The sequence below is a fragment of the Pontibacter locisalis genome (assembly GCF_042684605.1).
Classification (GTDB): domain Bacteria; phylum Bacteroidota; class Bacteroidia; order Cytophagales; family Hymenobacteraceae; genus Pontibacter; species Pontibacter locisalis.
This window is the reverse complement of the sequence record NZ_JBHULU010000021.1, coordinates 291,063-306,963: the sequence shown is the minus strand read 5'-3', so window position 1 is coordinate 306,963 and position 15,901 is coordinate 291,063. Positions and strand designations below refer to the sequence as shown.

Annotated in this window: 7 protein-coding genes; 2 read left to right on the top strand and 5 right to left on the bottom strand. The window is 45.4% G+C overall.

The features are described from left to right. Window positions 1-489 precede the first annotated feature (489 nt). Entirely contained in the window at window positions 490-6,711 is a 6,222-nt protein-coding gene (locus tag ACFSRY_RS15275; RefSeq protein ID WP_377509546.1) for an MBG domain-containing protein, read from the bottom strand. Window positions 6,712-6,733: 22 nt separating this feature from the next. Between ACFSRY_RS15275 and ACFSRY_RS15270 the strand changes: the two genes are divergently transcribed. Further along, on the top strand, window positions 6,734-6,886 hold the full coding sequence (locus tag ACFSRY_RS15270) for a hypothetical protein (RefSeq protein WP_377509543.1): 153 nt from the start codon (window positions 6,734-6,736) through the stop codon (window positions 6,884-6,886). On the opposite strand, the gene ACFSRY_RS15265 is transcribed toward ACFSRY_RS15270, so the two are convergent. Beyond that, entirely contained in the window at window positions 6,883-7,950 is a 1,068-nt protein-coding gene (locus ACFSRY_RS15265; RefSeq protein ID WP_377509539.1) for a hypothetical protein, read from the bottom strand. The genes ACFSRY_RS15270 and ACFSRY_RS15265 overlap by 4 nt on opposite strands. Window positions 7,951-8,712: 762 nt before the next feature. On the opposite strand from ACFSRY_RS15265, the gene purL reads away from it, so the two are divergent. After that, window positions 8,713-12,396: a phosphoribosylformylglycinamidine synthase gene (gene purL / locus ACFSRY_RS15260; RefSeq protein ID WP_377509536.1), complete on the top strand. Its 3,684-nt coding sequence runs from the start codon at window positions 8,713-8,715 to the stop codon at window positions 12,394-12,396. A 368-nt stretch (window positions 12,397-12,764) separates the two neighbouring features. Here purL and ACFSRY_RS15255 read toward each other — a convergent pair whose 3' ends face one another. From ACFSRY_RS15255 to ACFSRY_RS15245, 3 genes are all read right to left on the bottom strand, one after another. After that, the gene (locus ACFSRY_RS15255; RefSeq protein ID WP_377509533.1) at window positions 12,765-13,769 is read right to left on the bottom strand and encodes a S41 family peptidase; all 1,005 of its coding nucleotides are present in this window, start codon (window positions 13,767-13,769) and stop codon (window positions 12,765-12,767) included. Between the two features lie 101 nt (window positions 13,770-13,870). Beyond that, window positions 13,871-15,322 carry a S41 family peptidase gene (locus ACFSRY_RS15250; protein WP_377509530.1) on the bottom strand — a complete coding sequence of 484 codons (1,452 nt, stop codon included), beginning with the start codon at window positions 15,320-15,322 and terminating at the stop codon, window positions 13,871-13,873. A gap of 167 nt (window positions 15,323-15,489) precedes the next feature. Next, window positions 15,490-15,846, bottom strand: a complete 357-nt coding sequence (locus tag ACFSRY_RS15245; protein WP_377509527.1) for a nuclear transport factor 2 family protein — start codon at window positions 15,844-15,846, stop codon at window positions 15,490-15,492. Window positions 15,847-15,901: the final 55 nt, after the last annotated feature.

Genomic DNA, 15,901 nt, shown 5'->3' with positions numbered 1-15,901 from the left:
TGCTCAACAAAAAATCTCTTTAATGTACGCGCATATCTACAGCAGGTCTTAAACGCGGTATATTATGGCACCGTCATCTGTGTACCAGGATGTATAGGACTAACAGGTTAAAATAATGAAGGAACCAGCAAAGGGTTTCGTAGGCCAATGTAGTTAAATGAGGTGAGCCCCTCGTACGGCAGATTTACTATGCCCATTCTTTTCCTGTTACCAGGATTGTTCCTTGGTGTGGGGCAAAGGTAAAACAGACCGAAAACGAGCCTTTTACAAAATTTGGGTTATGAATTACATAATTATGATGTAACATCCGAGAACCTGTGTGTCAGGCATAGCCTACAACCTCCACCAGTCACCTTACGATAGTGGCCAGCCTTGTGGTTGAGGCCAGGCAACTCCGTCTTGGGTAAAAAAAGGCAAGGCCACTCTATCAGTCTGATAAAGTGGCCTTGCCTTATTTGTACTCTTCTTTTTATTAAACCGGTAGCTAAGTTACCTGTTCAATATAAGTTTCATACTTTTACTGCCCTCGACGGTTTTCAACCTTATAATGTAGAGTCCTTTACTTAGCCCTTCCCCATTGACTTCTACCTTATTGACCACACCAGGTTTAGCAGTTCCCTCACCAAGGAGTCTGACTAGTTTACCATTCGAATCATACAGTAATACAGTGTAGTCTCCTCCTTGTTCAGTTGTAAAGCTAACTGTAGCTAAATCTACAAAAGGGTTAGGATATACATAAAGATTACCTCTTTTCTCAGATTCTGAAGCAAACAAGGTTTCAACAGAAGTAGCCTTTAACTCCTTTGTTTCCTGTAGATCTACCGGCTCGGAGCCCGCGATTTCTGAAGTTAGCAACGTAAAGTCCTGCTTGCTGCTTACAATACCATTCATAGTGTTAACAGTGATTTTACCAGTGGTGGCATTATGTGGCACTACAGCAACGATTGTGCTGGCATCTACCTCTCTAAAAGATGCCATGGCACCATTAAAACGGACATTGTGTACATCAACTAAGTTTTTACCAACTATAGTAACCTCTGTACCCACAGTGCCAGAAGAAGGTGTAAAGTACTTTATCTGAGGTGATACACCTGCTGTTTTCTTCACCACATTTACCTTGATGGTTTCACTTGCAGACAAGCTACCGTCAGACACGCTCAAGGTGATGGTATAAGTTCCCACTTGTCCACCTGTCGTACTCCAGAAGAAGGTTCCTGAGGCAGCATCAAGTGTGGCACCACGCGGTAAACCTACAGCGCTATAAGTAAGAGTACCTGCAGGTAAACCATCATCTGTCGCGACAATGATAAAGGCAAGAGCATTTCCTGCAATTACTGTTTTATCTCCGATAGTGGCAAGTACAGGTGCCTGGTTGCCTGAGCGAACCGTCATGCTCACCAGCTGCTCGGCTGATGCACCGTAGGGATCTGCTGCACGAACCTTAAACTTATATTCGGCATAGGCATGTCCCACCGAACTCCATTCAAAGGCACCGGTCGCGGAATTGATCATAGCACCCTGCGGATAGTTTTCACCTGCAATAGGCTCCAGGGAGTAAGTGAGCCGTTGTGCTGGCAGGTCTGCATCAGAGGCTGTAGCTGTAAAGCTTACCAAATCACCACTCGTGAAGAACTGAGCAGGAATTGTAGCTAGCACAGGCAGTTGGTTTACCTCATTAACATTGATCGTGATTTCCTGCTCAGCTGACAGAACAGGGTTACCATCGTCTGTTAACCGCACTTTGAAAATATACTCACCTGGTCCTTGTGCTTCTGTCGGTGTCCAGGCAAATACACCCTGCTGGTTTAAAGTTGCCCCCTGGGGTGCCCCTGCTAAAGACAGCGTCAGCTTATTTGCCGGTAGATCCTCATCAGAGAAAGTAGCCGTGAAGGTATAAGCAGCTAGCTCATCTACGGTAACTGCAGCAGGAACGCCTGCAAGTAGCGGAGCCGCATTTACTTCCTCAACTGTCAAGTTGAGCGTCTGCTCGGCATACAGCACAGGAGTATTGTTGTCTGTGGCTCTCACCGTAATACTGTAGCTGTCTGGTCCCTGTGCCTCAGTTGGTGTCCAGGTTACGGTACCCGTTCCTGCATTGATGCTCATGCCCTGCGGCACTTCACCAACCAGGTTAAAGGTTACGACATCTCCGTTTACGTCGGTGGCCGAACTCAGCAGTGTAAGTTGTTCATGCTCCTTTACTGTTGTTTCGCCGGTAACTGTCAGCACAGGAGCCCCATTCACCGTAATGTAAGCTTTAGTCCCGAACACACTGTTGTAGTTGGCAGCATCCTGCGGCACAAAGTCTACAGACAACTCTCTGTTGTTACCTGCTGCCAGTACGGTACCTGTCGCTGGGCTATATGTAAAAGCTCCCGGTACAGTAGCGGTGGCATTTAGCTGTAAAGAAGAGAGTGCTGTGCCCTCGGCAATGTTTGCTGGTCTATTCCAGGTGACACCAGGCGTCGCTTTAAACACTGTGAAGGTTTGCGCTGCAGTGGCCTGATGATAGGTCTCATTTCCTGCCTGCATAGCCTCCACTGTCACACTGCCTGCACCAAGTATGGTAAGCATATTGCCTGACACACTGGCCGGACCAGACACTACCCTGAAGTTAACCTCCAGACCAGATGAGGCCGAGGCAGAAAGTTGAAACGGAGCGTTTCCGTAGGTCTTGTCGGCGATAGCTACAAAGCTGATTATCTGCGTTTGCTTATCAGGCGAGTTCACCACAAAAGAACGATCAACCGACTCGGCTGCCAGGTAATTCTCGTTACCGCCCTGCAATGCTCTGACAACTACTGTTCCCGGTCCCGTCATGGTCAGCATGTTTCCACTGATGGTGGCAGGTCCGGATACAACACTAAACGCTACAGGTAAGTCTGATGAGGCAGTGGCAACCAACTCAAAGGGAGCATCGCCATAGGTTTTATTCGGCAAAGCGTTGAACGTGATAGACTGGCTTGCCTGGAGCACGTTGAAGCCAAAGGTAGCACTTGCAGGTTTGTAGTTTGCATTTCCCTCCTGGTAATATTCCACCTCTACCCGACCAGCACCTGTCATGGAGAGCATTGTCCCGTTTATTGTGGCTGGACCGCTGATCACTCTGAACTTAACTTCAAGACCTGAAGATGCCTCCGCAGAAAGCGCAAATGGTGGGTCACCGTAGGTTTTGTCTTCGATCGTAGCTAATGTCAATGTCTGCTGTGCCTTGTCTACTGTAAGCGTACCTGTGGCGGAACCGACATAGTTTGGATCAATAGCCGAAACAGCTACTGCATAAGTACCCGCATTCACCGGAGCTTCTGCGGTACCACCATAAGTAAGGTTGTAAGGCACATTGGCTGGAGTGGTGCTAACCGTTACAATTCTTGGCTGCCCATTGTATACCTGCTCAAGCCCCTCCAGCTGGAATGCCATAGGTGCCGGATTTACTATGATTCTAACATTAGCACTAGCATTGTTGTAGTTCTCTGGCTGTTGGGGTGTGAATATTACACTCAGCAGCTGGTCTGACCCAGCGTTTAAGACTGTTCCTGCAGCTGGGCTATAAGCGAAGCTACCTGGCACAGAGGCCGTGGCATTCAGCTGTGTAGCAGAAAGTGCTGTGCCGTAGCTAATATCAGCTGGGTTAGCCCATGTAATGGTTGGCGTAGCCTTTTCTACTGTAAAGCTTCGCGAAACAGGAGCAGCGGCATCGTAAGTATTGTCGCCTGCCTGCGTAGCCTCCACCGTTACGGCACCTGCCCCAAGTATGGTGAGGATTCTGCCAGAGATACTAGCCTGTCCTGTTACTACTCTAAAGCTTACCGGCAGACCAGAAGAAGCGGTAGCAGACAATTCAAACGGTGCGTCCCCGTAGGTTTTGTCGGTAATGGCTGCAAAGGTTATGGACTGAGCCACCTTATCCGGAGAGGTAACCTGAAAGGACCTTTCTACAGGCGTCGCCGCATTATGGTTTTCGTCTCCAGGCTGCGAAGCTCTAACGACCACAGTACCCGTGCCTGTCATGGTCAACGCATTACCAGAGATAGTAGCCGGCCCAGACACAACGCTGAAACCTACAGTCAGGCCTGAAGATGCTGTGGCACTGAGCGTGAAAGGAGGATCGCCATAAGTCTTGTCCTGCAGCGCTGCAAAGTTGATGGTCTGGTCAGCTTTGTTCACTGTAAAGGTGGTGGAGACATCAGCCGCAGCTAAATAATTCGCATCGCCTGCCTGCTTAGCAGTTACGGTTACTGTACCGGCACCAAGGATGGTAATGGTGTTACCTGAAATAGAGGCGATACCCTCAGGCACAGCGCTTATACTCAGGCCCACCGGCAAACCGGAAGAGGCAGAAGCCAATACCTGGAATGGTGCATCTCCATAGGTTTTGGTAACCACAGACTCTAGCGTAATACTTTGTGATGCCTTGTCTACAACCAGAGTTCCTGTGCTGGAGCCAGTGTAGTTAGGATCAGTAATGGTAGCTACTACGGCATAAGAACCTGCATTTACCGGTACTGTGGAGCTGCCACCATATGTAACACTTGTTGATAGTCCTGTAGGTGCCGTCGTAACAGTAATTGGGCGTGGCTGCCCGTTATAAGTCTGGCTCAGGTTGCTCAACGCTACAGTTGCAGGCAATGGATTAACCATAAAAGAGTTATCTACAGGCGTAGCAGCGTTGTAGTTTTCGTCTCCTGCCTGAGAGGCTCTGACTATGACTGTTCCCGCTCCGGTTATGGTCAAAGTGTTGCCTGCTATGGTAGCAGGCCCGCTCATAACGTTAAAGCTTACCGGAAGACCGGAACTGGCGGTGGCACTTAGCGTGAACGGAGCATCACCATACGTCTTATCCTGTAGTTGTTCAAAAGTTATCGTCTGGTTAAGCTTGCTGCCAGAGTAGCTGATTACATTCGACTCAGGACCGACACCACAAGAATTCTTATACCTGACCGTATAGTTACCGTTTTCAGTGGCATAAAACGAGGAACTATTAGCAGAGACAATTATGGCTCCGTTCAGGTACCATTGGTATTCTGACACACCAGACCCAAGTGGAGCTGCGGAAGCATACATCCAGCGGCCACTGGCGGTAATAACAGGCGTTAGTGAAGGAGCCTTATCATAAACAGTTACATACAACGTTCTTACATCCCCCTCACCGCAACTGTTTGTCGGCGTGACGGTGATAGTGTGTGTGCCCGCCGTGGTCCAGGTGACAGAGGCCGTATTACCCAGGGATGTAAGGGTGCCACCTCCGGATAGGTTCCAGGCATAAGTTACCCCGGTTTCAGATGACACACTGTAATCTTGCAGACCTGTACAGGTAGACTGAGCACCGGAAATACCGGATAGTACGGCTAGTCGTTTAATGGTTAGATTTGTTGAATTTGGTGTACTGGTATGGGTTGGAGAGTTTGCCACCACCCGAATACGGTAACCAGTACCTGCAGCGGCAGTTTCAGGAATAGTCGCGTTTATGGTACCTGCAACACTGCTTGTAAGGCTCCCAATCGCTACAGGGTTAGTAAAATTTCCTGCTGCATCGGATAGTTCGGCGGTGAACACGTTGTTCGACCCAAACGGTGCGTTAACAGTATACGGCACCTCAACTGACTCGCCTGCACAAAGCTGATCGGTAATAGTGCCAACCAATACATAAAGCTCCTGAGGCGACTCCACCTCAAAACCACTGACATTAACCAAACTCCAACTTCCTTTGGCATCCAGCACCCGCACATACAGCTTATGGTTGCCAATGGAAACGTCGGCCATATCCAGCGCGAAATTCAGGTTACTTAGCTCTGTATTAGGAGAAACGGGAATATTTTTCCCCTTACCATAACCAGGATCGGTGTCTACAAAATACTCTGCCTTTACCAGGTTAGGCAGCGGGTCTTTTGCGGAGAACACTTCTTTATAGATGGAGCGTACGGTAGTTTGCCCCCAGTTGCCGTTGGCATCCTTAAAGCGGGTATACAGTTGGTGAAAGCCAGCCGGCACGTTACTTATATCTGCTGTAAAGGCAAGGTTTGAAAGATTTGCACCCGGCGTGATAGCAATGTTTGTACCGTTACCAAACCCCGGGTCCGAATCAATAAAGTACTCTCCTTTTACAATGTTAGCAGTAGAGGCAGTATTGTTGCTGAGGTTCTCCTTGTAAAAGGTGCGTACCGACGTTTTACCCCAGTTCTTATTCGCATCTTTAAAACGGACATACAGGTTATGGAAACCTATTGGTAATTGCGTGATGTCGAACGAGAAAGCTAAATTATTAAGGTCCGGACCTGGAGACAAAGTGATGTTTGTTCCTTGGCCAAACCCCGGATCATTATCAATAAAAAACTCCCCTTTTACAATGTTGGAAAGTGTAGGTGTTCCGTTGAAGCTTTCCTTGTAAAAGGTTCGCACAGCGGTAATCGACCACCCCCCTTTTGTTGCCGTTGCATCGCCTTCTGTTACCTGGTGCTGCTTTACCAGCGCACGAACATACAGGTTATGGAAGCCAGCCGGTTGTGAAGCAATGTCCACTGGAAAGGTTTTGGTAATGTCCACACCGGGTATGATGGCTATGCTCTGTCCATTTCCAAAGCCGGGGTCATCGTCGATATAATACTCCAGTTTTATGATATCCTGTGCCTGCACCACCGAACCGTGGTAGCAGAGGGCCAGCCACGTGAGCAGCCCCAGCAGCACTGAGGATCTTCTTATATAATTTGTCATAAGATGTTTCTATCAAAGTAAAATGAACGCTTTTATGCAGTATGAGCAGCAGAAACAGGCACAACAAACCAAGCCTGTTACCAATCAGGGGCTAAACCTGAAATCGGTACAGGTACAGTTAAAATGCGCCACTGGCTTCTGCACCAATAGCAGCAGGCGAATACCTGATACTTAGTTGTTTGACTTTACTTTAACCGTGACATCGATTGGGTCGGTACTGCTACCTACAGGCTGGGCCTCCAGGAAGTAAATAGCAGGCACAGGCGGAATGCCAGAGAGCACATAAGGCGTTTGGTTGCTGTACATGCCGGCATCAACAGGATTTGTGGTGGTACTGCCGTAACCAGCACCAAGTGCGGGAGAGCCTACAGCTAGCTTCCACTGCCCGTCTGTTGAAATACCAGCGCCTGGTCCTACAAACACAGTGCTCATATCCACATTAGACTGATTTCCGTTTGCAGTCCCGAACTGCGTGCTGTTGCCTATGTTGTTGGACATCATGTTACCTGTACCTTCCATCGTACCAGTAAACATTATATTATTTGTAAGGGTACTGTTATAGGCAGTTACTTTACCTCTCCGGAAGATGTTGTTCTGAATTAAAGCTACTGTGCCAGAAGAGAGTGTAAGAGCATCCCCGTTAGAAGCTTCACCTTCGAATGCATTTGTAGCTATATGATTATTTGTAATTAGAACACCTGTAGAGGCATAGCTACTCTGGATTCTTACTCCGTAATTCTGAGATATTAATATATTCGAGACAGGAATTGAGGTATTATTGGATTGGTAGTATAAAAGAATTACACCTGTGGCCCAATCAGTAATTTCACCATTTATGCTTGTAATAAACTTGTTTCGCTTGATGGTAATATTATTGGAAAAAATAGTTACAGAACTCACATCTAGCCCCATAATTTCAGAACCCTCAGAGCCACTATTATAAGTTATGGCACCCACTTGAGCAGATATAGAATGCGCCTGTGTATTTGGGTTTTGATCAAGGTAATAGCCCGGACCAATTACTACCAGCTTTTTAGTACTTGTTAGGTTACTATAACTTGTAGCAGACCCTTCCAAGTGTATGGTATCGCCAGAGGCAGCACCATCATGAGCTTCCTGCAGGGTCTTAAAATCGGCGGTTACGCCGTTGTTGTTGTTTACGCGCCAGATTTTGGCAAATGCAGCCGAAGTGCTCAGCCCCAATAACACTACTACGAGTAGTAAAGCATTCTTTTTCATATAATTAAGTTTAGGTTTTCAATATTTTATTAACTTGTTTATTGTTAATAATAAGGTATGCGTAGAACCTGATAATGGAGCCAAGGCTAAGAATGGCTGATTATCTTGTAAAGCACTGGTAATGGTAAACTTGTAAAAGGAGTATTAAGAGAGAGGCAGAGACATCCTTACCTCCAGGAATTCTTTGATAAAGGTGAAGCAGAGATATAGAACAAGTAGAAAAAGCCTTCTTGTTTTGCTCTATTGTAAAGGAGCATCTGTTTAACAGCCTCCTTTAGTTAAAATTTTTATTATAATTTTTATATTAAAGGAGTATGTTTTTATACTAATATAAAATAAGATTGTTTACTGGTATACTTATTAAAACCATATATTCACCCCAGCCTAGGCACCTCCTGCTGAAATCAGAATCTTTCTTTTAAGTTCAGATAGAAAATGTCATCTCCTACTAAACCTTAAAATAGGAGAAGGATAAGAAAAAGTGTGCCCCTCACCACTACCTATTATTTTTAACTCTCTATTCAAGTAACTCCTCTCAGGACTTTTTTTGCCGTTTGGTTTGTTAGATGGCAAAGTGAGAAAACTCCCAAACTGACGGGGCAGACCTTACGCAGCATTTTTGCCACAGTGCTCCCTCGTTTTACCAGATAGTTTTGTAGTTATATTTGAGTACAAGACAAGGAGAAAGTCTTGATACTTGAAGCACATATAGCCACTTTTTTAAATTTAAACGGTAACTTTGTGGCCTGAAAACAGATAATCATGATCCATTTCTTTTTTAGCCAGCCTGATATAGTTTACGCCCTACAAAGCGAGGGAAAACTAACCCCTACAGACATTCAGAAACTTGAATGGTTATTCGGCAACGCCACTCTAAAGCAGGAAACTGTGCTGAGTGGCTTTTTTGTTGGCCCCCGTGCTGCCATGATAACTCCATGGAGTACCAATGCCGTGGAAATTACCCAGAACATGGGCATTGAGGGGATTATACGAATAGAAGAGTTTAAGATAGTAACAGAAGATTTTACCGATTTTGATCCGATGCTTTCTCAAAAGTATAAGGGTCTTGATCAGGATATCTATAACATCCATATTCAGCCGGAGCCTGTGCAACCGGTGACGGATATTGCCGCTTACAACAAGCAGGAAGGATTGTCGCTTAGTGAGGAAGAAGTTGAGTATTTAAACCAGCTTTCCGATAGAGTAGGCAGACCGCTCACCGACTCAGAAGTATTCGGATTCTCGCAGGTTAACTCAGAGCACTGCCGCCACAAGATCTTCAATGGCAAATTTGTAATTGATGGCGAAGAGAAACCAGTGTCGCTGTTCAAACTGATCCGCAAGACATCTGAAGCCAACCCGAACGATATTGTTTCGGCCTACAAAGACAACGTGGCCTTTGTGAAAGGGCCGGTAGTGCAGCAGTTTGCGCCAAGACGTGCCGATATACCTGACTTTTACCAGATAAGCGACTTTGAATCCGTTATTTCCATCAAAGCAGAAACGCATAACTTCCCAACCACGGTAGAACCATTTAATGGGGCAGCCACGGGTTCGGGTGGTGAGATAAGAGACAGGCTGGCCGGCGGACAGGGAGCACTGCCGCTTGCCGGCACAGCTGTTTATATGACGGCTTTGTCGCGCCTGGAAAAAGACCGCCCATGGGAAAAGGCAACGCAGGAAAGAAACTGGCTATACCAGACGCCAATGGATATCCTGATTAAAGCGTCTAACGGAGCTACTGACTTCGGAAACAAATTCGGACAGCCTTTGATCACTGGATCAGTTTTAACGTTCGAGCACGATGAAAAAGCGGATGCAGTTGAGGCGCCAAGAAAACTGGGCTACGACAAAGTGATCATGCTGGCCGGTGGCGTTGGCTACGGGAAGGCAAGCCAGGCACAGAAACAGCATCCGAAAACCGGTGATAAGATTGTTATACTTGGCGGAGAGAACTACCGCATAGGTATGGGTGGTGCAGCAGTATCTTCTGCCGACACAGGTGAGCATGGAACAGGCATTGAGTTGAACGCTATCCAACGCTCTAACCCGGAGATGCAGAAACGCGCTGCTAATGCCATCCGTGGTATGGTGGAGAGTGAGCATAATGCCATTGTTTCTATCCACGACCACGGTGCCGGCGGCCACTTAAACTGCCTTTCGGAATTGGTGGAAGAAACAGGCGGTAAAATTGATCTGGACAAATTACCTGTTGGTGACCCTACCCTATCTGCCAAAGAAATTATAGGCAACGAATCGCAGGAGCGAATGGGTTTGGTGATAGGTGAAGATGATGTTGAAACCCTGCAAAAAATAGCGAACCGCGAGCGTGCGCCAATGTATACCGTTGGTGACGTTACCGGAGATCATCGTTTTACATTTGAGTCAGCCTCTACGGGTGCAAAGCCAATGGACCTGGAACTAAGCGATATGTTCGGCAGCTCACCTAAAGTAGTAATGAACGATAAGACTGTTACCCGGGATTACCAGCCGGTAACTTATGATAACAGTAAGTTTCATACTTACCTGGAGCAGCTGTTGCAACTAGAAGCCGTAGCCTGTAAAGACTGGCTTACAAATAAAGTAGACCGTTGCGTAGGTGGCCGAGTGGCGAAACAGCAGTGTGCTGGTCCGTTGCAATTGCCGCTGAACAATTGCGGTGTAATGGCGCTTGACTTTCAGGGCAAAGAAGGTGTTGCCACTTCAGTAGGTCACGCCCCTGTTTCAGCCTTGATTGATCCGGCAGCAGGTAGCCGTAATGCCATTGGCGAGGCCTTGTCAAATATCGTTTGGGCTCCTCTTAAAGATGGTTTGAAGAGCGTTTCGCTTTCTGCCAACTGGATGTGGGCTTCTAAAAACAAAGGAGAAGACGCGCGTTTATACAAAGCAGTAGAAGCTTGTTCTGAGTTTGCTATTGCCCTGGGCATCAATATCCCGACAGGTAAAGACTCTCTGTCGATGAAGCAGAAGTATAAAGACGAGGAGGTAATAGCACCTGGAACGGTAATTATTTCCGCCGCAGGTAACTGCAGCAATGTGCGGCAGGTGGTAGAGCCTGTATTGCAGCGCGATGGAGGTAACATATACTACATCAACCTGTCAAACGATACCTATAAATTAGGTGGCTCCTCTTTTGCACAGGTAGTAAATAAAATAGGAAATGAAACGCCTGATATTACCGATGCCGCTATGTTTAAGAACGTCTTTAACACGCTGCAACAGCTCATTAAAGAAGGCAAGATTGAAGCAGGTCATGATATTGGCAGTGGCGGTTTAATCACCACCCTGCTGGAGATGTGTTTTGCTGACAATAACCTGGGCGCAAACATAGACCTGACAGCTCTGGGCGAAACAGACAGCATCAAAGTATTGTTTGCTGAAAATATAGGCGTAGTATTCCAGGCAGCAGCCGACGTGGAAGAAACTTTGAAGTCTAACAATGTTCCGTTCCACAAGATAGGTACCAGCACCTCTTCTGCTACGCTTCAGTTAAAAAACGGATCTGATTCTTATAACTTTGACATTGCTGAACTTAGAGATACCTGGTTCAAAACTTCGTACCTGCTGGACATTAAACAAAGTGGCCCTGTAAGTGCAAAAGAACGCTTCGACAACTACAAAAAGCAGGAGTTAAAGTATAAATTCCCGGAAGGGTTTGACGGTAAAAAGCCGGCTATCGATAACTCAAAGCCAAGAATAAAGGCCGCCATCATTCGCGAGAAAGGAAGCAATTCTGAGCGTGAAATGGCCAACGCCATGTACCTGGCAGGTTTCGATGTGAAAGACGTGCACATGACGGACCTGATCTCTGGAAGAGAAACGCTGGAAGATATTCAGTTCATTGGTGCTGTAGGAGGCTTTTCTAACTCAGATGTACTTGGTTCGGCCAAAGGCTGGGCAGGAGCATTCATGTATAACGAGAAAGCAAAAACAGCCCTTGAGAACTTCTTTAACCGTGAGGACACCTTATCGGTAGGTATTTGCAATGGTTGTCAGCTGTTCGTGGAGTTAGGGCTTATCACCATGGGGCATGATCAAAAAGCGAGAATGCTGCATAATGTGAGTCAGAAACACGAAAGTATCTTTACGTCTCTTACTATCCAGGAAAACAAATCCGTAATGCTCTCCAGCCTGGTCGGAAGCACACTGGGTGTTTGGGTGTCACATGGGGAAGGTCGCTTTAGCTTGCCACATACCGAGGATCAGTACCAGATCGTTTCGAAGTACGCTTACGATGGCTATCCGGCTTGCCCCAACGGCTCTGACTATAACACCGCCATGATCTGCGATGAGACAGGTCGCCATTTGGTGATGATGCCGCACATTGAACGCTCGCTTTTACAATGGCAGTGGGCGAACTACCCGAAAGGCCGCCAGGATGAAGTTTCTCCGTGGATGGAGGCTTTTGTGAATGCAAGAAAGTGGTTGGAAACTAACGGGCAGTAAACAATACGAGGAAATTTCACACTATAAATCCTCCCTGAGCTTAATGGGATGGAATAAAAGAAGCCGCTTCATATAAAATGGAGCGGCTTCTTTTATTCCGAAAGCTTATCAACTTCAATCCAGTGTGTTGCTCTAGTTCTACCCCAACATTTAACTTGTCTTGCGTCCTATACTTTTGTGTTTACACTAAAGGGAGGATCCACCTGTCGTATGGAGCTTTGGCTAACCACTGCACCAGATAGCCAACAGTCAGTAGGAAAAAAAGTGGGATCAGGCACTTTATCAGTTTTGTTAATGTAATTTTTTGTTTGTCCCGGACATTTCTGGCCAAGGCACGACTTGGTATGCTTTATATTTTGTTGTACTTTTTACTTGTTTCTTAAGTTCAGGAACTCTTTTGCCTTTTCTATATAAATCGTACTATTATTTTCTGGCTTTTTCTCTATTAGGTTTTCCAATCTGATGTCTGGTGCAATGCCTTCACCAATTTTATTGTATTCTTTGTTATTCCTGTCTATATAGTTGCCCTCAGTTAGGACAAGATATGCTCCGTCTGACAATTCGTGCTCATTATTATTAGATGTCAGTCCAGCGGTATTCGTGCCTATTAATTTAGTATTTCGTCTTCCTACAAAAGCAGCGGATAGTACTTCGCCAGCGCTGCTGGTATTTTTTCCAACTAAAACTGCCATAGGCTTTCTTTTGTTTTTGATTTTGTAAGGCTGTATTTTCATATCAAATACAAGATCATCATTTTCATAAACCTTCCCTTTTTTATAGATCCAGTAGCCATTTTTCCCGTCAGCGTCTTTCCATCCAACAGCTTTTTCTTTTTCAATAAAAGGACCAATCCCTGCCAACATAGGAGACGACATCCCCCCATCGTTACTGCGCAGGTCAATTATCCAGCCTTCTGGATTTTGCTTGTCCAGTTGCGTAATAGCTGCTTGAATAGATGCTGAGTACTCTCTCTGCTCTTCCAAATTGATAGCTGCAAATGGAGGGATAAGAATGTATGCGTATTTCCCCTCAAGCATTTTATATTCAGGTGTCGGAAACTCCATACCCATAGCTCGGTAACCTAATTTGTATGCTTCTATAAGTTCTGGTGGATAGAAGCCGGAATGGTTGTCTTTAAGTTGCTTAAGAGCATCAAGAATTATGGGATATGTGCTTTCTGTACTACTTGCTGTGTCAGTCTTTGCTAATGATTTGAGATATAAATTGTCCCAGTCGACTTTGTTCTTGTTAACCGAACGAGCTTTCATTATATCAAGAGCTTCGGTAACGTAAGTTCGGAGTGAGTCTGCTTGAGCAAAAATTTGGGAATGAGTGGTAAAAATTAATAATAATAGTAGTAAAGGCCTTTTCATTTTTCTGTTTTAGCTTATTGCTTATTTGTATTTTTTGTCAACGGATTTGGCCTTGCGGTGGCGCAGCTACCGCAAAGGTGTAGTTAGCAGCTGGCTTTTTATTAGTTAACACTCTCGCTATTAAGCAGTTTCTTCATGTGCTTGATGGCATAGTTTAACACGTCCACTTTTTCATTCACATAAACATCCGGAGCTATACCATAAGGATCAATGGGGTTTTCTTTGATGTCTTTTGCTCGATAAGAGGATGGAAATACAACTTCAAAACAGCCAATATCTTTGGGTATGCCGTTGAAACCATCTACTACTCCTGCGGTATTCTGGCCATACACAACGACTTTGTCGCTTTGGTTGACGCGATAAACAAAAGTCTCCCCAGAGCTTGCCGTTTCCCTATCCGTAAGAATCGCAATTTTTTTCGGCCCGCTGTAAAGTGTGTCTGCATTAAAGGTCCAGGAATTACCGGCATGCTGGAAATAAGCAGTGCCCTTATTGGCTATAAAACCATCGTACTCTTCCTTTCGTTGCCTGGCATATTCTTCCACACTCAAACCTCTGTTGGCTGCCAGTGCTCCTATAAGCATTTGTGTATTATACTCGCTAAGCCAGAAACCATGTATTGGCAATTCAATAGGGCCGCTTAAAACATAAGGCAGCACAGGAAAATAGGTCCCGTCTTCTCCGCCATCATTACCCCTGAGATCTATTATCATAAAATCCGACTTCATAATGCGTTCATGATGCGATTTCATCAGGCTGTCCACATAAGATCGTTCAACTGAGTAAAAGTCCGGAAGTCTCAGATAGGGGATATCATCGATATACGACAGGTGAAACTGTTTGTATTTTGCCTGTATCTCGTCCTTCGGTTGCTGTTTCTCTACTTCAGGCCATACCTTGTGCCAATCGCCCAGATCATCCATTTCAAGCAGCGATTTGCCAACCAGCTTACCTGTGGTTTTTTTGATGGAATGATCTCCCATCATAAAGTTTACCTGGTAGGAAGCGCCTGCTTTTGAATTTAATTCAAACTTGACATCCGTTTGCTTCCAGTCCGGGTTCGTGCTGTTCAGAACAATACCAACATAATCTCTTTCGCGCTTGCTTCCTGACGGGCTCGGAACGATGGCAACTGTATAGCTGCCATTATCCCAAATACCGAAGATCTGATTTAAGCCGTAGTTGTTTTTTCTATAGGCTTTCTTAAACTGTTTCTCAGAGATTTTAATTTTTTCATCGTGAAAAGTTTTTTTGCCTGAATTTAAGATGTAGGTATGTCCATCTCTGAAGAAAGACAGGTACTGTTCCAGAACAGCTTTACAATCGCTTAAATCAGACACCTGTCCAGCCTTATTTTGAACAACACGCTTGTGTGCATTGTATAAGTCTCTGTTCTTGTCTGTGACTTTGTAGATGAATAGGGAATAGTTTTTTTCATAAGTATCCACAGTTGCATCAAATGCATCGGTACAATTACAATCTTGAGCTTGTAAAGAAATGATTGACACTTTGAATAGGAAGACTGTAAGTAAAGCTTTTAAGGTTGCTTTCATTTTAGGGTTTTAGCATGAATAAATGTTTGGTAACAAAGTTGGCTGCTGCTTTGTGTAATAACTGACTGTGTTGCTTTAGTTTGGTACAATGTGTTCGTGCATAGTATGGGCAAGGCGTAGGCGTAGCCGCAGCCTAAACTATGAACCATGTTGTGTGCTGGCTTTCTTTATTCTTCAAAGTTGTCATAATAGGTAAAGTCCTTAATGATTTTACCATTTTCAATTGTGAAGATGGTGCAGATTGGAAGTTCAAATTCAGAGCCGTCTGGTGCTGTTCCGCTCGATACAAATTCCACAATGACGTGCTTCTCTCCTGAAGGGTATACCTGAATGACTTTGTCGTTTATGTCAGGAAATACCTCGTTTAACTCACTGTACTTTTTGACAATCTGTTCACGTGTCTGTGTTACGATTCCTTGTCCGAGTGATGGGTCTTTGAACTCTGCCGTTTCTGTATACATTTCTGCCATCTTCTCCCACTCGTGGTTGTTGAAGTGCTCAAAGTACCGATTTACTAAATCCACATTTTTTGTGTCCATTGTTGGTTTATTTTGGTTGTTACAGGAAATCATTGCTATG